The following is a 19,134-nucleotide window of genomic DNA, read 5'->3' on the forward strand; positions in this document are numbered from 1 at the left end:
ATATAGCTTGTTTTTAGGTTCAATCAATTAAGATGTGCAACACATCAGGATAACTATCAATACGAATTGAAACGTCTTTTTCTTTGGATATATCACCAGAAGCAATATATATTTGAATAGATATATAAGTTGAGAGAATATGTTTAATGTTTTCAATATAGAGAGAAGCGAATCTGAAATAAGAGATTTGAAGAGATTCTGGAATGAACTTAGTTATAAGGATAGGGATAATTCAATAGGTCATGCGTCTATATTTATAGGTGATTATCCCTCCAGCCTTCCATTATCACTTATTCCCAAACTTGGAGATATTCCAGGAGATATAAAAACAAGAAGAGATAAGGTTATGGAGGAGATTGAGAAATTGAAAATTTTGAATTCAAAATCAAAATGGAAGTATATGCTGAAACTTGTGCCTGAACCCTATAAACCCAATCTTCTTGGATGTATATTTAAATATTTATCATTATCTAAAAACGATGAAACTAAATTAATTGATTATTTAGGTATAACGGATTTTGATGAATATAATGACATATACGATTTTTGTTCAAATCTTTTTTCCCAACGCACAAGTGCAATGTCTTCCGCATTTAGGAACTACTTAGGAAAGCAATAGATCAATCATCAGGAATATATTGTATATTGGAATAAATACGTTTATAATTTCCTATGCGTGCACAAATCCTAAAGATTATTCTCGTCCGCAAACTTCATAAGCGCCTCTCCCAGCGCTCTTACATACTTCGGGTTAAGATTGAACCTTCCGCGCTTCTGCCCGCTTCTTTCCTTGGCTATCTCCACATACTCCTTCCCTTCCTCAAACCTGTCGCTTTTCGCAAGTGTGATGGTCATAAACCAGCCGGAGCTCATTTTTATTTCCATAAAACCTTTTTCGTCGCTCATAGAATCTCCACGCTTCCTACAATCGCATCCACTAAAACCTTATCCCCGGTCTTTATCGCAGCAAGAGGGTTCTTTTCCACCCTGTCCACAAGCGGGATATCGGAGATGATGGCGCCCACTGCAACAATGGGCTCGGCTTTGATATTTATCATGGCGCAGGGAGAAGCGCCGTTCTTCTTGAGCTGGTAAATCGCATACGAGCCCACAGTCGAACCTTTCCCGCCCGGAAATACAAGCACTTTTCCTTTTATGCTCTTTCCAGCAAGTTCATGCCCTTTTTCAATCACAATGCCGGTTTTCGTATCTATGCTGCCAAGGAATGAAATAGGCTGGGTGGTAACGAGAGCTTCACCTTGCGCTTTTCCGCGGGAGACTGTGTGGGCTTTTAGTTTAATCATTAAATCCGCCTAAATATCGAAGGCAGGCATAACTTTAAGCAATTACTGCCGATGCCCCCGAAATCGGTATCGTCACATGCACAGCATCATAATCCACAGTCGGCTTCTTAGCTCTCTTAGCTTTCTTTTCATCCTCAAAATCCACAAATCCCAGCCCTTTAAGGTATGTAAGGTCGTGGATAACATTCCTTCGATCCCTGCCCAGAAGAACAGCAAGTTCGCTTATAGACTGCGGTTCGGATTCGCGTATTGTCTGGAGTATTTTCACACGTTCCGGTGTAAGGATGCTGTTGAGGTCATTGATGGAACTCACGACTATCTGGCGCGGCTGAGGTTTTAGTTTACCTTTATGAGCCTGTTCGAATAAATCATTCAATCCTTTGAAGTATTCCTCTTTTGGAATAATGATGACTTCAACATACTGCGCTTTCAATGTTCCTGAGAGTTTAGCCCTTTGATCTTCTTTTAATTTCATCTATCTCGCTTCTCCTTTCATTTATTATCTTTATCATCTCATTAATTATTTTTTCAGGATGAATGGTTCCCGTAGGTTTTATCTCGCCGAACATGTGGCGGTGTTCACCTATACCATGTGCATTATCGTATCTGATTAACTCGATCCATTCATGCCCTGCAAAAACACGGTAGTTTATTCCATACTTAACACCATTTGGAAACTGTTTAGACTTCGGGACAGTGACAATCATGATATCTATGAATTCATCCTCAGCGATTTGATAAGACTTGTTTATCAGATATTTTGCCAATAATTCACCAATACATGTGTGTTTTAATCACACATATATTTTATCATTACAGTCCAAGAAATGACTAAAATACTGCCCAGCTCGAAGATGTTAACGTGAACGCGAAAAGAGATACCCAAATTCCACTCTCAAAGTAACCTCGCAGGAAGCCTCTGCTTAGCCATCAGCTCCTCAACATCCTCCCTCTCCCTTATGACATCGGCTTCCCCGTCCTTCACAAGTATCTCGGCGCACCTTGGTCTTCCATTATACTGGCTGCTCATGCTGAACCCGTATGCACCAGAGTCCAGAAGGGCTATCAGATCCCCCTTTTCAATATGCGGAAGTTCCCTGTCATGGGCAAGAATATCCCCTGTTTCGCATATCGGTCCAGCGATGGTGTATGTATCCCCGGGAGGCGAGGCTGCCTTATTTGCCACGACAGCATAATGGTAGGATTCATACATCGAAGGTCGGATTAAGAGATTAAAACCTGCATCCACCCCCACAAAATTCTTTGCCGCCTTCTTCACTGTATTAACGCGGGTTAAAAGGATAGTGGTGTCGCCCACTATATAGCGCCCGGGCTCAAGGATGAGTTTCGGGGAGATTCCCAGTGCGCCTGTTCTTTCCTCGAATACGGGGAGAATAGCATCAGCATGGTCCTGCGGCGTAGGCGCACGTTCATCCTTCTTATATGGTATGCCAAGACCAGAGCCCATATCAACGAAACTGAGGTCGATCCCAAGTGCGGTCACTTTTTCCACGAGGTCCATCATTTTGTGCATCGCTTCTCGAAAAGGCGCAGTATCCAGTATCTGCGAACCGATATGGCAGTGCATACCGCATGGAGAGATTCCCGGAAGTTCTGAGGCTTCTCGATAGATGTCCACGACCTCCCCTGATGGTATTCCAAATTTGGAAGTCCGAAGTCCGGTTGAGATTTTGGGATGCGTCTTTGGTGAGACATCAGGATTCACGCGAAATGCAATCTCCACTTCCTTCTTCGCTTTTTGTGCGATTTGAGATAAGGTATGCAGTTCATCCCTTGAATCCACGGATACCTTTACGCCTATCTCCACTGCCTTTTGAAGCTCAAAGTCTGTCTTTGAATTGCCGTTAAAGAGGATTTTCTCCCTCGGAATTCCGGCAAGAAGCGCCATATAGAGTTCGCCGTAGCTAAAGACATCTGCGCCGGCTCCCTGTTTTGCCAGTATCCTTAAGATCGCAAAACTCCCATTGGCTTTGGCAGCATAATATATGTCTGCATGCGGAAATGCTTTCTTATACGAAGAGAAATTCTCAATGACGCGTGACTCATTGGTGACATAAAGCGGTGTGCCGTATCGTTCTGCAAGTTCTGTGGTATCAGCCCTGCCGATGATAAGATGATTGTTTCGGATTTCAAGATGATTTTCCATTGTGAACATAGGTGCACAATTGGCTGATATCATATTATAGTTTTATCTTCTCGCACACCACTGCCTCATCCCCGAACCCGAACACATGCAGTGTCCTGCTGCCAGTCAATCCCTTCTCAAGCATCTTTCTGTACTGCCAGTATTTTTCAGGTTCAATATCAAGACGCAGGACGACATTTCTTGCCTTTTCTGAATTCAGAATCTCTTTCAATGTCAAAATATCCTTTTGTGTTTTGCCAACTGCCCTGTACCTGTCCTTAAAAAATGGCGATTCAATAAGTTCGGAGGATGTCAGAAGGGTGCGTCTCTCGTCACTTTTAAAACAGAAAATTTCCCTGCCCGCTTCTGCTATTGTCTGAGCCAGCTCATTCAAAAGCAGTGCCTTCACGACAGATGGCTGCGGCTCATAAACATACTCTTGCAAAGAGCACTTTTTGATCACAGGCGCATCCGAAGAAGAGAGCCATGCGTTTTCAGGAAGAACTGCGGCGCTTCTCTCGCATCTTTTGAGAACGCCAGAATATAACGTCAGCCTGTTTAACTGCCCGTTCAACGAAAGATACTCACGCTCGCAGTCAAGAGTTATCCGCTCATGCGGCATCTGCGGCGGGGCATGGAACGCAAAATTTTGTGTTACGTCCGAATACATTTTCAAAATTTCGATGGGCGGCGGCTCAAGGTTCTCAAGTGTACGAACTTCCTCGGATAATGCACGTGCCGGGTCTGAGAAGATAATATCAGTGTCGGATACCCTTGCTTTAACATCTTCCGAAAGTGCATCGCCCAGGATGAATTCAACATTGCTGACGTTGTATAAGCTGCAATTTTGCTTCGCGTACTCAAGCTTTTTCGGATTTCTCTCAACTGCATATACCTTTTTACATTCCTTTGCAAAAAAAATAACCTGCCCTCCGATTCCGCATCCGAGGTCTGCGATTACATCAGTCTTTAACCTTTTTGCAATGTATTCTGCCACGATTTCAGGAGTGGCAAGCTGCAAACCCTCCTTATTTGATACAATCGGTTTTGAGAATTTAATCGTGTGTTTATCGCGGGTCATTGGCAATCATATTTGATGGATTAATATTTATGTTGTATCAAAAAGAATTTCGTACAAAAGCGAACATTATTTATATAACTAAGACTATTTACAAATCATGGAGACGGACAGGACTACGGCACTATTATCGACCGATAATGGTATGGTAGCCCTGGACAGCCCTGTTAAGTTGAAAATACTTGAACTTCTCTCAAATGGCACTACATCCTTTGATGAGCTTGTGGAAAAATCCAAAAAAGCCAAGTCCACAATTTCTGTGCATTTGCACGACCTTGAGGAATTAAACCTGATACATGAGAAAACATTCCTGAACGATAAGCGCAAAAAATATTTTGTATTGAATGCTCTCTATCTGGCATATTCTGAGCGTCCCTTACATGATCAATATAACAAGCATCTGGATGAGATCGCAGCATCCATATTGAGAGGAGAATCATTGAAAGAAAAACTATTTTGCAGTTTTCGATACGGCATGGAGGCATATGGCATTGACCCAAAACCGATTTTGAAAAAAATGGGAAATGATCTAGGAACAAAGATCGGGGCGGGGTTTAAATCAAAGAATTATGAGGATATTTTAAACGAAATTTCTTTTTTCTGGGAAAATCATAAGCTGGGGGATATGACCGTTATCGAAGGTAGAAAGCCTGCATTACTCGTTAATAATTGTCACCACTGCAGTAAAATGCCAGATGTGGGAAAAACGCTGTGTTCTATGGATGAGGGGATTATGGAAGGGGTTTTTTCAAGCAGATTGAACCTGGCTTACAACGTTAGAGAAACAGAATGTCACGGAACCGGGTATCGTCACTGTAAATTTGTGGTTGAAGAAAAATAAATTATAACCATAAACGATATATTGCTTGAATAATTAACAGGCATATGAGTTCTTGCGGTTGTCAGAATGGAAACAATCATGCGGCTGTGGTCCAGAACGGCCAGAGTCACGCCTCTGGAGGGCGTGTCCATCTCGCCTCCGGCTCGATTGGACTAAGGAAAAATCAAAGAACCAAAATGTGCGGCTGTGGTCCAGCGGTTATGACAGGGGCTTCCCAACAACCTTTTGCAGGCAAAAGCCTGATCAAAGGAGGGAAACAGCCTCTAACCCGGGTTCGAATCCCGGCAGCCGCACTTCTAACGAAGTTCAATTGTTATGGCATAGTATTTATATAACCAATGCAATATCGCAGTTACTGACTGCTTAGCAAAGAAAGTGGTGATTTATTACGGCTTTAAAATGTATCAAATGCGGGAAAGAGGCTGAATATGTTGTTAATGGGAACAGCTTCTGCAGCGAGCATCTACCTTCCGCTGCCCAGGGGATAATTACCGAAAACGAGCGAAAACCAGCACCATTTATACAGGCTGAATCTCCTCTGGAACCTAAAAAAGAAGACATTCAAATTCATGCAAGCCCAGTTCCTTTAGTGCCAGCAGGGGTAGAAGGAACAAGCGAGCAAAAACCAACACTACTTCTTAAACAGCCGGAATCTCCTTTAGAATCTAAAAAAGAAGACATTCAAGTTCATGCAAGCCCCGTTCCTTCAGTGCCGGCTGAGGCTAAAGGAACAGGTGAGGCAGAAAAAATCCAGATAAAAACCCATTGGAGCCGCTATTTAATAAAAACCCCGATAAGAAACCATTGGAACTATTATTTAATTATCGCGCTCCTTATTATAAGTATTATTTTATTCACGTTATATTTTACCCAGCCTAAGTAATTTCGAAAGCCGCATAATCCTGATAATCCAAAATAAAAACCAACAGATTTAATAAGTATATCGGGCATTTGGCATCTGTTTTACAAATAAAGGGATTTTGATGAAAAATTATGTTATAAAAGATATAAAACTTGCAGGCGCCGGGAAACAGAGAATCGAATGGGCAAGAAGACACATGCCTGTACTTTCGAAAATCAAAGAGCAGTTCGAGAAGGAAAGACCGCTTGAAGGGATAAACGTTGTGGCGTGCCTTCACGTCACGGTCGAAACAGCCAATCTCATCCATGCGTTGAAAGCCGCAGGTGCGAATGTCGCGCTCACAGCTTCAAACCCTTTGAGCACTCAGGACGACGTGGCTGCCGCCCTCGCAAGCGAGGGAATAAAGGTTTTTGCAATAAAAGGAGAGGACGAGAAACAGTATTACGAGTGCCTTGAAGAAGCGCTCAGGATAAAGCCCCACATCACCCTGGATGACGGCGCGGATACCATAGCACTTGTGCATTCAAAGCACCAGGAAATGATAAAAGGCATATTAGGCGGGTGCGAAGAAACAACCACAGGTGTAATCAGGCTGCGGGCAATGGCTGCAGAAGGCGCCCTGAAGTACCCTGTAATCGCAGTAAACGATGCTGAGACCAAGATGATGTTCGATAACCGCTACGGCACAGGTCAGAGCACCATACATGGTATAATGAATGCCACCAACATCCTTTTTGCAGGAAAAACAGTCGTTGTGGCTGGCTATGGCTGGTGCGGCAGAGGTGTAGCTTCGCGGGCGCGAGGTTTGGGGAGCAATGTAGTCGTGGTCGAAGTAGAGCCGAGAAAAGCTCTCGAGGCTGTCATGGACGGATTCAGGGTCATGCCCATGAAGGAAGCTGCAAAAGTCGGGGATTTATTCATTACAGTCACTGGCGATGTATCTGCCATCCGGAAGGAGCATTTCGAAGCCATGAAAGACCAGGCAATAGTGTGCAATTCGGGGCATTTCAATGTGGAAGTTGACATCCCGGCACTTACGAAGTTATCAACAAAGGTCAACCAGATCAAGAACGATGTGCAGGAGTATGTCCTGAAAGACAACCGCAGGATATACCTGCTTGCAGAAGGCAGGCTTGTAAACCTCGCAAGCGCATTCGGGCATCCGCCTGAGGTCATGGATATGAGTTTTGCAAACCAGGCACTTGCTGTTAAATACATTGCTGAAGAAGGCAGGACACTTTCGAACCAGGTTTACAGAGTTCCGGTCGAAATCGATAGCCGTGTGGCTAAGCTCAAGCTTGAGGCAATGGGCATTGAGATAGAGACGCTGACTGAAGAGCAGGATAAATACCTTCATTCCTGGACTCTGGGAACATGATTTTAAAGAAACAAGCTGTTGAGAAATATTTAACAGGATTATACGGCGAAGCAAGAGTAACCGGCATCCGCGAGCTGGGCGCCGTACCTTCCGAGATCGAGGAAGGCATAAAATGGTTCGGCTACGGCAAGCCTTATCTTATTGAATTCGAAGCAAACGGGAAAAAGCACTCTATCGTGCTCTCATCCATGCGCGTGCAGAAGGGCTTTGGGCATGACCATTTTTCAGACAGGGCGGCGATTCTCATCTGGCAAAACTCGACTTTCAATGAATTACCGAAGCATGTACGCTCGCTTGACGTGGGATATTTTACGCATGAAGGTGAGCTTTTCTCGGCAGGGAAAGCAGAGGAATATTTCATTTTAATGGATAAAATAGAGGGAAAAGAGTATTTCCTTGACCTTGAGAGAATAAAGAAGGAAGGGCTTAAGTCTCTTGATATGGAAAGAGCTCTGGCAATGTCCACTTATCTTGCCGGAATCCATGCCAGCAAGCACGATGACCGCGAACTGTATCTTCGGAAAATCAGGGATATTGTGGGGCACGGGGAATGCATCATGGGATTGCTGGACAGCTATCCTGATAACCTCGATTTTGTGGGCTGGGAGGCGCTTTGCGAAATCGAAAAGAAATGCGTTGACTGGCGCTATAAAATCAAAGGGAAGACCCATCGCCTGTGCATGACACACGGTGACTTCCATCCCTGGAATATCATGTTCCGCGAAGGCACGGATTTTACCGTGCTTGACCGAAGCCGCGGCGAATGGGGTGAGGCGGCGGATGATGTTTCTTCCATAACAATGAACTATATTTTCTATTCCCTGCAAAAGTATGGAAAGCTTGACGGAGCTTTTAAGGAACTGTATGAAATCTTTTTCAAGAATTACCTTGAAAAAACAGGCGACGATGAACTATTGCGGGTAATCCAGCCTTTTTATGTATTCCGCAGCGTTGTGGTGGCAAGTCCGATCTGGTATCCCAATCTCGAACCAAGCGTGCGGACAAAAATTTTTAATTTTATCCATAATATACTTGACAGCGAAGAATTTGATTATCAGAATGTGAATTCATATTTGTAGGATAAAAGAAATGGCTTTTGCGGTCTGGTTCACAGGTCTTCCGGGAAGCGGGAAAACGGCGATTGCCCACCGGACAGCGGCTTTACTTAAGAAAAAAGGTATTGATGTCAAGCTCCTTCAGCTTGATGAAATTCGACGTGTTCTTACTCCAGACCCTAAATACACGGATGAAGAGCGGGACATTGTATATCTGTCACTTGGCTATATGGCAAAACTCCTTGTTGAGAGCGGGGTCAATGTTTTTATCGATGCCACAGCGAACAGGAGAAAATACCGTGATGCTGCGCGCAAAATGATCCCTCGTTTTGCCGAAGTGTTTGTCAGATGCTCACTTTCCGTATGCATGGAACGTGAAGCCCATAGAAAAGCGGTTTTTTCGCCAAAGGGAATATATGAAAAATCAGTACGCACAGGCGCAACCGTCCCGGGCGTCAATGTCCCTTACGAAGAGCCTATGAAACCTGAAATAGTGGTCGATACCGATAAAATGAAGCCTGATGATAGTGCAAGAAAAGTTGCCGATGCCATTATGGCGTTATTCGGGTCGCATGAGGGCAGAAGCTGATGAAAATTGAAACCCTTGTTGAGATAGGACTTGAAATCAGGGATGTTATCTCCTCTTTCATACGTGAGCATGTAGATTACGGCGAGATGATTGCGCAGCGCCCCAAGGATATAACGCGCAAAATGGACATGGCTGCTGAACGTGCGCTTGATGAGGCGCTTTTAACCCGCGGGCTTTCTGCACGAATAATATCAGAGGAACTCGGCGACCGCATCGTCGGCAAGCGCCCTGATTTCATGCTGATTTTTGACCCGATAGACGGCTCTACCAACGCCACCTGCGGTATTCCTTTTTTTTGTACCTCGCTTGCATACACGGAAAAAACCGATATTGCGACCTTCGATGATATCAAAATGTCGGTGATTTGCGATATACAGGGGAATATTTACTGCGCAGAGAAGGGAAAAGGCGCCTTTTTAAATGGTAAACTGGTGGAGAGCAAGAAACCCGGCACACGACCAAAACCCGTGGTATCGGTATATTCTTACGGCGTACCTCGTGTGCCGGCAGGACTTATAGAGCTTGAAAAATCAATCATAATGAGGGCGCTTGGGAGCATCGCGCTTGATATGTGTTATGCGGCTGACGGAACGCTTGACGGGGTTATTGATACAAGAGGGCTTGTGAGCGGTTATGATATCATGGCCTCCTCTTTGATACTGAAAGAGGCGGGAGGTTTCCTGACCGACCTTGAGGGTAATAATCTTAACAACGATGTGAAGGCTTCAGGCATGTCGATAATCGGGACGAAGAACAAAGAACTTCATGATAAAGTTGTGAGAACATTGGCATAACGCCTATGAACGGCGCCGCCCATGAGAGGAGGGGTGCTCCTTTCTGTTTGACGAACCTGGATGCGCCAGCCACGAAGAAGCTGACGCTGGCTTTCTGGTATGTTCTCATCCAGAACGTTCATGCGCAGGCAGGCTCCGGCATCAGTTCAGGTGCATGGGTAATCAGAGCTTCACGAGCCAGTCGTATAGCTTCAGCAATCGCCTCTCTGCTTAAGGCTCCATGCCACTCCTCGATAATTGCCTCCCATGCCATGCCGTTCTCCACCTGTTCCAGCACATCTTTTACTGAGATGCGTGTTCCCCTGAAGGTCGGCGTGCCGTGGCAGATAGCAGGGTCGGTTACGATGTATCGCCATAAGTATTTTTGTTTCATGAAGCCACCGGCATATCTTTTTTGCCTGCTTTATCAATGTTGCGCTCAAATATCAGGGCTTTTTTGAGTGTACCTTTTGCCACTTCTTTTAGCTGAAGGTCGAACACGCTTGTCTCTTTTTTGGCGAGGATGAGAGTGTGGTTTTTTACTCCAAGGATTAATTTGTCATGGGGATGGATACCGATTTCTTCACGAACTTTTTCGGGTATCAGTATCCTTCCTTTGGCATCCACCTCTGCGATTTCGACTTCGGAACTCATATTATCAATATTATGAGCGGCGGGTGTATAAATAAATGGTGCACTCCATCGGTAGATTATGCCTATGAAAGGCGCCGCCCTTGAGGCGCTGGCTCGTGGGTTTGGCTCGATGTTTGACAGATTCCACTCCGCATCCTCTCAACCACCCTCCATTTCTTCTCAACCGCCTGCGCCGCCGCCCTATTCACAGCCTTCTTCATAGCCTCAAAATTCCTCGGGGTTTTCTCACCCACGAGCTTCTTGATGGGAGTATAGGCAGACTCCCTGAACCTCGGCGTAAAATCATGAACTTCCCCATTAATAATCAATTCAGCTCCCTTACCCTCCTCGACTTTCCCCACAACATCGATAGCCACGCCCTTTCTGTGCACACATTTCATAATCTCATCCGCATGCTCAGGCGGTGCGATTATCAAAAGCGCATCCAGCGATACTCCAAGGTAATCTATCTCAAGTGAATCGAGCATTTCAAGCACCTTTTTATTCACAAGCGAGCGCATCTTTTCTTCCTCGAAGACAAGTTTAACGCATGCCGTCCTTGAAATCTCCTTCGCATCACCCCTGACGCCTCCGTTTGTCACGTCCGTCATTGCATGGATTTTCCCGATCAACCCCGCCTCTAACAGCGCCTCGCAGGCATCGATGAACTTGAGATTAATCGTCTCATCCACGATATCGTGCATCCCGTAATAAAGCGCAGCCGTCGAGACCGTCCCCCCTCCGGCGCCTTCTGTCATGAGTATAATATCTCCTGGCTTTGCCTGTATGCGCGCAGTCAGACTCTCTGCTACCCCGACGGCGCCCACGCCGCCTGTCATCCGCTCTCCAATCACCATATCGCCGCCAATCCGAAGCGTGCTGCCTGTGATCAGGGGCACACCTGTCAGTTCCGAGACTGTCGTGATGCCTGCGATATGGTCGAATATCTTTGCCACATCGCCATCATCAGCCACATGTATGTCCGAGAAAAGGGCGACAGGGCGCGCGCCCATGACATACACATCACGAAGGGCTGCGCGCGCCACATGGAAGCCGGCAAGGAAAGGGAAGTCCGAGAGCCTGGAATGCATGCCGTCTATGGTCACCACAAGATACGTACCTTTGGCACGAACAACGCCCGAATCGTCAAGATGCGAGGAATCCACGACTGCGGAAGTTTTACCTATTACCTCCGCAATTTTCTCATGGGTATAGAAATCACCGCCGCCGCGTGAGCCAACGCCGAATTCTCCCATTGTAACGCCGCTGCTTATAGACGTGAGTATATCGCCTTTTGGGTTCATGGTGGCGTTTGCTTCCACAATAACTGCATTTGCTATCTCCTCAGCATGCTTTCGCGAGATGTTTTTTATCTCAAGTATCCTGTCGGCTAACTTCGCCTTGAGAGCCTTATCATTTCTCAGGATACCCCGTCTGGCATAGCCTTCAAGGTCCATAACTCTCCACAAAATTCGCAATCATGCGAAGCCCAATTATCCCGCTTTTTTCAGGGTGGAACTGCGTGCCTACAACGTTTCCGGCTTCGTTTGTGATAATTGCAGGGAACTCGAACCCATAATCGCACATTGCAGCCTCATATTTCTCTTCCGTATTTGCATGGTAGGAATGTACAAAATACACGAATGAGCCGTTATCCACGCCTTTTAGCAATGGAATATTCTTTTTGATAATAATCGAGTTCCATCCCATGTGGGGAACTTTCAGTTCGGACGATGGAAACCTTGTCACCCTTCCCGGGATTATACCAATGCCCCTGTGCAATCCTCCTTCCTCGCTCTCGGAAGCCAGCATCTGCATGCCAAGGCATATCCCCAGAAGCGGTTTTCCCTCTTCCACAGCATCCTTCACCACGCGCTCAAGCGTGGAAAAATGCAGCATCGCATCGCGGAATGCTCCAACTCCAGGGAGTATCAGGGCATCGGCGCGGTCGATTGCCGAGGGTTCGTTTGAGATTTCAACGTCTGCACCTACGTATTGGAGGGCTTTTTCGATGCTCCGAAGGTTTCCGAGTCCGTAGTCTATGATTACGATTTTCATTTTGCACTAAATAACTTTTTAAATACTTAAACCCTCAAGCCTTCGCGCCGCCTCCATCAACGTCTCATCCTTTTTCGAGAACGTAAAACGAAGCTTATGCTTTCCCGCCTCGCTCCTGTAAAAACTGCTTCCCGGAACAGCTGCCACTCCAACTTCGCTCACCATGTATCTTGCAAAAGCTACATCATCCATCTCAATGCCCTGCGGAATATCAGCCAGTATGTAGTATGCCCCTTCAGGCATGCTGCAAGCGAATCCTGCCTTTATTAAAGCCTTATAGAGAAGTTTTCTTTTTCCGTCGTACATTTTTGCAAGCTCTTTGTAATAGGAATCCGGGAACCTAAGTGCAGTGACGCATGCATGCTGAAGCGGCGCAGGCGCTCCAACGGTGAGGAAATCATGCACCTTCCTTATCCCAGATGTCAGAGTTTTTTCTGCAAGCGCATAGCCGATGCGCCATCCTGTGACGCTGTACGTCTTTGAGAATCCGCTTATGGTAATAGTCCTGTCCTTCATATCGTCAAGAGAACCGATGCTGACATGCTCTCTGTTGTCGTACAGGATATGCTCGTAAATCTCATCTGTCACTGCAATAACATCAAAGTCAACACAGAGGTCTGCAATCAACTTTAACTCGTTTTTCGTAAAAACTCTGCCGCAGGGATTATTCGGGGTATTAAGGATGAGAGCGCGCGTCTTTTTATTAAAAGCGGAAGTAAGGGCATCTTCATCGATACTGTAATCCCCGTTTAAGGGTACAAAACTGGGGACTGCACCTGAGACTGCAGCGTCGGGTCCGTAGTTCTCATAAAACGGCTCGAATACCACGACCTCATCGCCTTCGTTTATTATGGCAAGCATGGAAGCCATCATGGCTTCGGTCGAGCCGCAGGTTACCGTTACCTCGCTCTCAGGGTCTGCCTCTATTCTGTTATATTCGCGGGCTTTTCGGGAAATCTCCCATCGCAGGTCTTTTGCGCCCCAGGTAATGGAATACTGGTTGTAATCTTCCATGATTGCAGAAGCTGCGGCGCGCTTTAGCTCCTCAGGGGCAGGAAAATCAGGAAAACCCTGGGCAAGGTTGATGGCATCATGCTTTAATGAGAGGCGTGTCATGTCGCGAATTACCGACTCTACAAAATGATCTACACGGTGGGATAACATGGACGTATCAAAAGACTTTGGTATATATTTAACTTCTGTGGCTACTTCCTCCAGTGGAAATAAAGGGGTCATGATAATGAGGGGATATATGTTCTAAACAGCATCGAATAATCCACCGTAAACCGTTACTTTTATATTTCACTTATCCAATGGTAGGCAAAAGGTGACAAAAATGGTAGCAAAAGTAAATACCGAAGAATGCACAGGATGCGGAATATGCGTAGACGAGTGCCCTGCAAACGCAATAGAACTGAAAAACGAAAAAGCAAAAGTGGATGAGGTGGAGTGCACGGACTGCGGTACATGCGTTGACGCATGCCCGAACAGTGCGATCAAGGTAGAATAATCAATAGTAAACCAGAACATAAAAACTGAAACAATCTATGTCAAAAATAAGGGCAGGAGTACTCGGTGCAACAGGAAATGTAGGTCAGAGATTCATAGAGCTTCTGAGCAATCACCCCTGGTTTGAATTAACGTCGCTGGCAGCCTCAGACAGGAGTGCAGGCAAGAGATACGGCGATGCAGCGAGCTGGAGGCTTGAAAGTAAAATCCCGCAAGATGCTGCTGATATGACTGTGGTGCCCGTCGACCCGAAGAAAGTGGATGCTGACATCGTTTTCTCCGCTCTCCCCGCCGACCTTGCCAAAACCGTTGAGCCAGAGTTTGCCAAAGCAGGTTTTGTGGTAGCAAGCAATGCCAGCGCTTTGCGGATGGTGAAAGACATACCGCTTGTCATCCCTGAGGTGAACCCCGAGCACCTCGGTCTGATAGATGTCCAGCAGGACAGGCGCAAATGGGATGGCTATGTGGTCACGAATCCCAACTGCACAACTATTATGATGACTGTGACACTGAAGCCGCTCATGAGGTTCGGGATTGAAAAAATCTATATAGCTTCTATGCAGGCAATCTCAGGAGCAGGATACGATGGCGTACCCTCGATGGCGATCCTGGATAACGTGATTCCATATATCGGTCAGGAAGAGGAAAAAGTGGAGACCGAGACCAGGAAGCTTCTGGGTGAATTTAATGGGAGCGAGGTGATTGATGCGCCGTTTGCTGTAAGCGCAAGCTGCAACCGGGTAATGGTAATGGATGGGCATACCGAAGCTGTCTGGGTAGAAATGGCAGACGCTCCTTCGCCTGAAGATGTTAAAGACGCCTTCCTTAAGTTTGACCCGGGTTTGTCCGATTTACCTACAGAACCCAACCCTGTAATCGAGGTTAAGGAAGAAAAAGATAGACCCCAGCCGCGAATGGACAGGAATCTTGGCGGCGGGATGACAGTTTCAGTTGGACGAATCCGCCCCGGGATACGCTACATCTGCATGGGGCATAATACCATAAGAGGCGCAGCAGGGGCAAGTGTGCTGAATGCTGAGCTTCTTAGAAAGAAAGGGAAGCTTTAAAATAAAACCAAGTCAGCAGTGCTTTATTTTTTCATTCTCATGATAATCAATTTTACAGACAGCGCACAGCAATAAAGAGGCGCATATAGGGTTATAAATAAGCACAGATAATATATAAAATACCGCGCAATTATTAACATACCGGTGAGGTCGTAAACATGACAGGAATAGCAGCAGTAGAAGGTACATTATTGGAAGGTTTACATAAACTTGGATTAATAAAAAAAGAGGAAGATATCATTAAAGATGCTCTAAGCGAAATGCTCATAAAATACGGAAGATTTCCGAAAGAAACTGCTCGTGGTATTTTAAACTCAAAAATATCCGGAAAGCTCAGTGACACTGTTGCAGAATTGAGAAGTGAATGAACATATACATCGACACCAGCGCTTATGTAAAAGAATATCACGATGAGTCAGGCAGTGAGTTGGTTCATTCAGTTTTTGAGAGCGCAAAAAATGGGGACAATAAGCGAGACCATAAACACAATAGACCGGCATTTCATGCGCCACGAATTAAATAAAGAAGAATATAATAACGTCTTAGGTGCTATTTTTACAGATATGTTTGAGATGCTTGATAATAAAAATTTAAAAATTGTTGACATTGATACAAACCTCGTCAAAATGTCATGGGAATACATTTCATCCGAGCATTTATCTGCGGCGGATTCTCTCCATCTTGTAACCGCAATGAAATCAAACGCAGATATATTTTATGCAGCAGACAAAAAGTTGATCGGCGTTGCCAGAAAAAGAAATCTGAATGCGGTGGATGTAGAAGAGCTAACCTGATTCTGTCAATTTATTCAATGCAGGAAATGTCTCATCCCTGTGAACACAAGTGAAACCCCGAGCCTGTTCGCGGCATCGATCACTTCCTTATCCCTTATCGAACCTCCTGGCGACACTATGTACCTTATGTGGTTCTCTGCTGAGTAAATGATGCTGTCATCGAAGGGAAAGAAGGCATCGCTTGCAAGAACGCATTCACTCATGATGCTTTTAATATACTCCTGCTCGCTCATGTCAGGTTTTTCCCGCATGTACAGCATTTTCAGATTCTCAACAGCTTTTGTTGCAGCGAGTTTACGTATCGCATCCACCCTGTTCGGCTGACCTGCTCCAATTGCGAGTATCTGGTAAAATCCCTTTTCATACTCCCATGCAATAACCACAGCGTTGGATTTCGTGTATTTGCAGATAGTAAGCGTAAACTCAGCCAGCCCTCTTTTCTCCTCAGGGAATGGAAGCTCAGTGACCACATCCCATTTCTCATACATTCCCCTGTTCCTTGACTGCACAAGCATTCCTCCAACGATATAATGGTACGTATTCTCAAGCGGCACACCGTTCTCCATGGAGAGTTCAAGGATTCGGAGGTCTTTGCTCTTGTTCTTAAGGAAGAAAAGCGCATCCTCATCATAGCCTGGAGCCATTATCATTTCCACGAACTTGCCCTTCAGGAATTCCACAGTCGCAAGGTCGGGTTTGCGCGTCATGCATATTATGCTGCCGAACGATGACATCGGGTCGCCTTCCCATGCTCTCGAAAGTGCCCCGGTGAGTGTTTTCCCTGTTGCAAACCCGCAGGGGTTACAGTGTTTGACTACAACGACGGAAATACTATCTTTAAATTCAAGAGCCACGTTCAACGCGCTCTCAGCATCCAGGTAATTGTTGTACGACAGCGCCTTTCCATGCAGTTGCTTTGCATTTGCAACAGAAGGTTCGCTAACATCGGGCTCTTTATAGAATTTGGCACTCTGATGCCAGTTCTCCCCGTACCTCAGCGTTCTTCCCTCCACGAATTTCAGGCGCAGGATATCTTCGCTGACGAGCTTGCGGCTCAGGTACGTGTCAATTGCACAGTCATAATCCGCTATCCTGCGAAATGCCTTGACCGCAAGATGCTCTCTTGTTTCCAGGCTTATTTCACCGTGTTCAAGTTCTTTTAGAATCGAAGGATAATCAAGAGGGTCGGTTATTACAGCCACATGCCTGTAATTTTTTGCTGCAGCCCTCACGAGAGCAGGTCCTCCTATATCTATATTTTCGATGGCATCGTCGAGACTGCCTCCCTCGGCTATTGTTTCCTCAAATGGATAGAGGTTCACGACCACGATATCGATGAGTTCGATGCCCTGCTCTGCTGCTTCCTTCATGTGTGATGGATTTTCCCGAAGTGCGAGAATGGCGCCGTGAATTCTGGGATGAAGCGTCTTTACCCTGCCCTCCATCATCTCCGGGAATCCTGTTATCTCACTTACATCTTTTACTTTTATGCCTGCATTTTTCAAAACCCTGGATGTCCCGCCTGTGGAAACTATCTCAAAACCAAGACGAATGAGCCCTGTTGCAAAATCAATTATTCCGTTTTTGTCAGAAACGCTTATTAAAGCTTTCTTGGGCAGAATTTATCACCTTACCTCAATAGAAAAAGGAAGGTATAAGTTTTTCTAATCTATTGAAGCTCGATTTTTAGAAACCTTATTTTATATCCTCAGCCTACTACTATTTCATGGCAGACCTGATAATCAAAGGCGGCAGAGTGCTCACCATGAACGGCGGGATTATCGATGGCGGGGTGATAGCAGTAGAGAGCGGTTTAATAACTTTCGTGGGGAAGGGTACGAAAGAGAGAGCACAGGAAGTGATTGATGCAAAAGGCTGCGCCGTCATGCCAGGTCTTATCAATGCCCATACCCATCTCCCCATGACTCTTTTCCGGGGAGTTGCTGACGACCTTGCTTATGAGGAATGGACAAAAAAGATTCAGAGAGCAGAGGCGAAACTGAGTCCCAAAGATGTAAGGGCTGGCGCATATCTTGGCGTGCTTGAGATGATTAAGACAGGCACGACATCCTTTGCAGACATGTATATCCATATGGATGAGGTAGCGCAGGTAGTGGAAGAAACAGGTATGAGAGCCTCATTAGGATACGGGATGATTGAAGGGCGGAACGAGGATTCAGAGACAAAACTAAAGAGCAGGGCGGATTTTGTGAGAAAATGGAGCGGCGCAGGATTGAGCAGGATTACGACCATGTACGCGCCGCATTCAGCGTTATCATGTTCAAGAGAGTTTTTGATTAAAGTCAGGGAAAAGGCGAGAAAGGATATGGTAGGGATTCATATCCATGTGCTTGAAACAGAAGATGAGTTGAATTTAATGAAAAAGCGATACGGGATGTGCTCCATAAAATTTCTCGACAGCATTGATTTCCTCGGTTCAGACGTTCTTGCTGCACACTGCGTCTGGCTGTCGGATGACGATATTGGTATCTTGAAAGGCAAAAATGTCAATGTCGTCCACTGCCCGACAAGCAACATGGCTCTTGGCGTCGGCATTGCGCCTGTGCAGAAGATGCTTGAGCGAGGCATAAACGTAGCGCTTGGCACTGACAGCGCAGCGTCAAGCGGGAGTCTTGATATGTGGAAGGAAATGCGGATGGCGTCGTTGCTTCACAAGGTCAAAGACCCCGCTGCGATGCCAGTATCAAAAGTGCTTGAGATGGCGACCGTGAACGGCGCGCGGGCGATGGGGATAAACGCAGGAGCGCTTGCGCCCGGATATCTGGCAGATGTTATTATTGTTGATATTAAAAAACCCCAGTTTACATCTTCGAATCTGATTTCGGCTCTTGTTCACGGCGCTTCGGGATGCGATGTAAAAACAACGATAGTTGACGGAAAAATATTGATGGAAGATTATGAGATAAAAGTGCTTGATGAGGAAAAAATAATCGAGGATGCTATTAATGCAATGTTAATAAATATCAGAGATTTTGCTGAATAAAAATTTAAGCGGATGCAGAAGGCATGGAACGAGACAAGCTCTT

General features: G+C 45.7%; 23 protein-coding genes and 1 tRNA gene. 12 read left to right on the forward strand and 12 right to left on the reverse strand.

Features of this window, described 5'->3' with window-relative positions:
* Positions 1-139: 139 nt before the first annotated feature.
* Positions 140-619: a hypothetical protein gene (locus tag O8C68_04085; protein ID MCZ7394982.1), complete on the forward strand. Its 480-nt coding sequence runs from the start codon at positions 140-142 to the stop codon at positions 617-619.
* A 68-nt stretch (positions 620-687) separates the two neighbouring features.
* Here the strand turns inward: O8C68_04085 and O8C68_04090 are convergent, their stop codons facing one another.
* The 6 genes from O8C68_04090 to O8C68_04115 all read right to left on the reverse strand — a co-directional run bounded on the left by O8C68_04090 (position 688) and on the right by O8C68_04115 (position 4,531).
* On the reverse strand, positions 688-906 hold the full coding sequence (locus O8C68_04090; protein MCZ7394983.1) for a hypothetical protein: 219 nt from the start codon (positions 904-906) through the stop codon (positions 688-690).
* Positions 903-1,304 (reverse strand): DUF126 domain-containing protein, encoded by a 402-nt coding sequence (locus O8C68_04095; protein MCZ7394984.1) that lies wholly within the window; start codon positions 1,302-1,304, stop codon positions 903-905. Before O8C68_04095 ends, O8C68_04090 begins: the two co-directional genes overlap by 4 nt.
* Positions 1,305-1,338: 34 nt before the next feature.
* Positions 1,339-1,779: an ArsR family transcriptional regulator gene (locus O8C68_04100; protein ID MCZ7394985.1), complete on the reverse strand. Its 441-nt coding sequence runs from the start codon at positions 1,777-1,779 to the stop codon at positions 1,339-1,341.
* Positions 1,751-2,071 (reverse strand): hypothetical protein, encoded by a 321-nt coding sequence (locus O8C68_04105; GenBank protein MCZ7394986.1) that lies wholly within the window; start codon positions 2,069-2,071, stop codon positions 1,751-1,753. The genes O8C68_04100 and O8C68_04105 overlap by 29 nt, the downstream gene beginning before the upstream one ends.
* Positions 2,072-2,199: 128 nt before the next feature.
* Positions 2,200-3,480: a diaminopimelate decarboxylase gene (lysA, locus tag O8C68_04110; GenBank protein ID MCZ7394987.1), complete on the reverse strand. Its 1,281-nt coding sequence runs from the start codon at positions 3,478-3,480 to the stop codon at positions 2,200-2,202.
* Between the two features lie 25 nt (positions 3,481-3,505).
* Entirely contained in the window at positions 3,506-4,531 is a 1,026-nt protein-coding gene (locus O8C68_04115; GenBank protein ID MCZ7394988.1) for a methyltransferase domain-containing protein, read from the reverse strand.
* Positions 4,532-4,628: 97 nt separating this feature from the next.
* Between O8C68_04115 and O8C68_04120 the strand changes: the two genes are divergently transcribed.
* From O8C68_04120 to O8C68_04145, 6 genes are all read left to right on the forward strand, one after another.
* Positions 4,629-5,369 (forward strand): ArsR family transcriptional regulator, encoded by a 741-nt coding sequence (locus O8C68_04120; protein ID MCZ7394989.1) that lies wholly within the window; start codon positions 4,629-4,631, stop codon positions 5,367-5,369.
* Between the two features lie 180 nt (positions 5,370-5,549).
* A tRNA-Gly gene (locus tag O8C68_04125) sits at positions 5,550-5,662 on the forward strand.
* Between the two features lie 690 nt (positions 5,663-6,352).
* On the forward strand, positions 6,353-7,609 hold the full coding sequence (gene ahcY, locus O8C68_04130) for an adenosylhomocysteinase (GenBank protein ID MCZ7394990.1): 1,257 nt from the start codon (positions 6,353-6,355) through the stop codon (positions 7,607-7,609).
* Positions 7,606-8,688 (forward strand): hypothetical protein, encoded by a 1,083-nt coding sequence (locus O8C68_04135; protein MCZ7394991.1) that lies wholly within the window; start codon positions 7,606-7,608, stop codon positions 8,686-8,688. Before ahcY ends, O8C68_04135 begins: the two co-directional genes overlap by 4 nt.
* A gap of 10 nt (positions 8,689-8,698) precedes the next feature.
* The gene (locus O8C68_04140; protein ID MCZ7394992.1) at positions 8,699-9,253 is read left to right on the forward strand and encodes an adenylyl-sulfate kinase; all 555 of its coding nucleotides are present in this window, start codon (positions 8,699-8,701) and stop codon (positions 9,251-9,253) included.
* Positions 9,253-10,047: a hypothetical protein gene (locus O8C68_04145; protein MCZ7394993.1), complete on the forward strand. Its 795-nt coding sequence runs from the start codon at positions 9,253-9,255 to the stop codon at positions 10,045-10,047. Before O8C68_04140 ends, O8C68_04145 begins: the two co-directional genes overlap by 1 nt.
* Positions 10,048-10,165: 118 nt before the next feature.
* Here the strand turns inward: O8C68_04145 and O8C68_04150 are convergent, their stop codons facing one another.
* The 5 genes from O8C68_04150 to O8C68_04170 form a co-directional block, all read right to left on the reverse strand.
* The gene (locus O8C68_04150) at positions 10,166-10,420 is read right to left on the reverse strand and encodes a DUF433 domain-containing protein (GenBank protein ID MCZ7394994.1); all 255 of its coding nucleotides are present in this window, start codon (positions 10,418-10,420) and stop codon (positions 10,166-10,168) included.
* Positions 10,417-10,680 carry an AbrB/MazE/SpoVT family DNA-binding domain-containing protein gene (locus O8C68_04155; GenBank protein MCZ7394995.1) on the reverse strand — a complete coding sequence of 88 codons (264 nt, stop codon included), beginning with the start codon at positions 10,678-10,680 and terminating at the stop codon, positions 10,417-10,419. Before O8C68_04155 ends, O8C68_04150 begins: the two co-directional genes overlap by 4 nt.
* A gap of 62 nt (positions 10,681-10,742) precedes the next feature.
* The gene (locus O8C68_04160; protein MCZ7394996.1) at positions 10,743-12,116 is read right to left on the reverse strand and encodes an AIR synthase-related protein; all 1,374 of its coding nucleotides are present in this window, start codon (positions 12,114-12,116) and stop codon (positions 10,743-10,745) included.
* On the reverse strand, positions 12,106-12,717 hold the full coding sequence (hisH, locus tag O8C68_04165; GenBank protein MCZ7394997.1) for an imidazole glycerol phosphate synthase subunit HisH: 612 nt from the start codon (positions 12,715-12,717) through the stop codon (positions 12,106-12,108). The genes O8C68_04160 and hisH overlap by 11 nt, the downstream gene beginning before the upstream one ends.
* A gap of 18 nt (positions 12,718-12,735) precedes the next feature.
* Positions 12,736-13,953, reverse strand: a complete 1,218-nt coding sequence (locus O8C68_04170) for an aminotransferase class I/II-fold pyridoxal phosphate-dependent enzyme (protein MCZ7394998.1) — start codon at positions 13,951-13,953, stop codon at positions 12,736-12,738.
* 100 nt (positions 13,954-14,053) lie between these two features.
* On the opposite strand from O8C68_04170, the gene O8C68_04175 reads away from it, so the two are divergent.
* The 4 genes from O8C68_04175 to O8C68_04190 all read left to right on the forward strand — a co-directional run bounded on the left by O8C68_04175 (position 14,054) and on the right by O8C68_04190 (position 16,087).
* Positions 14,054-14,227 carry a 4Fe-4S binding protein gene (locus O8C68_04175; protein ID MCZ7394999.1) on the forward strand — a complete coding sequence of 58 codons (174 nt, stop codon included), beginning with the start codon at positions 14,054-14,056 and terminating at the stop codon, positions 14,225-14,227.
* A 37-nt stretch (positions 14,228-14,264) separates the two neighbouring features.
* Positions 14,265-15,293 (forward strand): aspartate-semialdehyde dehydrogenase, encoded by a 1,029-nt coding sequence (gene asd, locus O8C68_04180; GenBank protein ID MCZ7395000.1) that lies wholly within the window; start codon positions 14,265-14,267, stop codon positions 15,291-15,293.
* Between the two features lie 158 nt (positions 15,294-15,451).
* Positions 15,452-15,661: a hypothetical protein gene (locus tag O8C68_04185; protein MCZ7395001.1), complete on the forward strand. Its 210-nt coding sequence runs from the start codon at positions 15,452-15,454 to the stop codon at positions 15,659-15,661.
* Between the two features lie 90 nt (positions 15,662-15,751).
* The gene (locus O8C68_04190) at positions 15,752-16,087 is read left to right on the forward strand and encodes a type II toxin-antitoxin system VapC family toxin (GenBank protein ID MCZ7395002.1); all 336 of its coding nucleotides are present in this window, start codon (positions 15,752-15,754) and stop codon (positions 16,085-16,087) included.
* Between the two features lie 14 nt (positions 16,088-16,101).
* Here the strand turns inward: O8C68_04190 and purH are convergent, their stop codons facing one another.
* Entirely contained in the window at positions 16,102-17,706 is a 1,605-nt protein-coding gene (gene purH, locus O8C68_04195; GenBank protein MCZ7395003.1) for a bifunctional phosphoribosylaminoimidazolecarboxamide formyltransferase/IMP cyclohydrolase, read from the reverse strand.
* A 107-nt stretch (positions 17,707-17,813) separates the two neighbouring features.
* On the opposite strand from purH, the gene O8C68_04200 reads away from it, so the two are divergent.
* Positions 17,814-19,091: an amidohydrolase family protein gene (locus tag O8C68_04200; GenBank protein MCZ7395004.1), complete on the forward strand. Its 1,278-nt coding sequence runs from the start codon at positions 17,814-17,816 to the stop codon at positions 19,089-19,091.
* Positions 19,092-19,134: the final 43 nt, after the last annotated feature.

Source organism: Candidatus Methanoperedens sp., from assembly GCA_027460525.1.
Taxonomy (GTDB): domain Archaea; phylum Halobacteriota; class Methanosarcinia; order Methanosarcinales; family Methanoperedenaceae; genus Methanoperedens.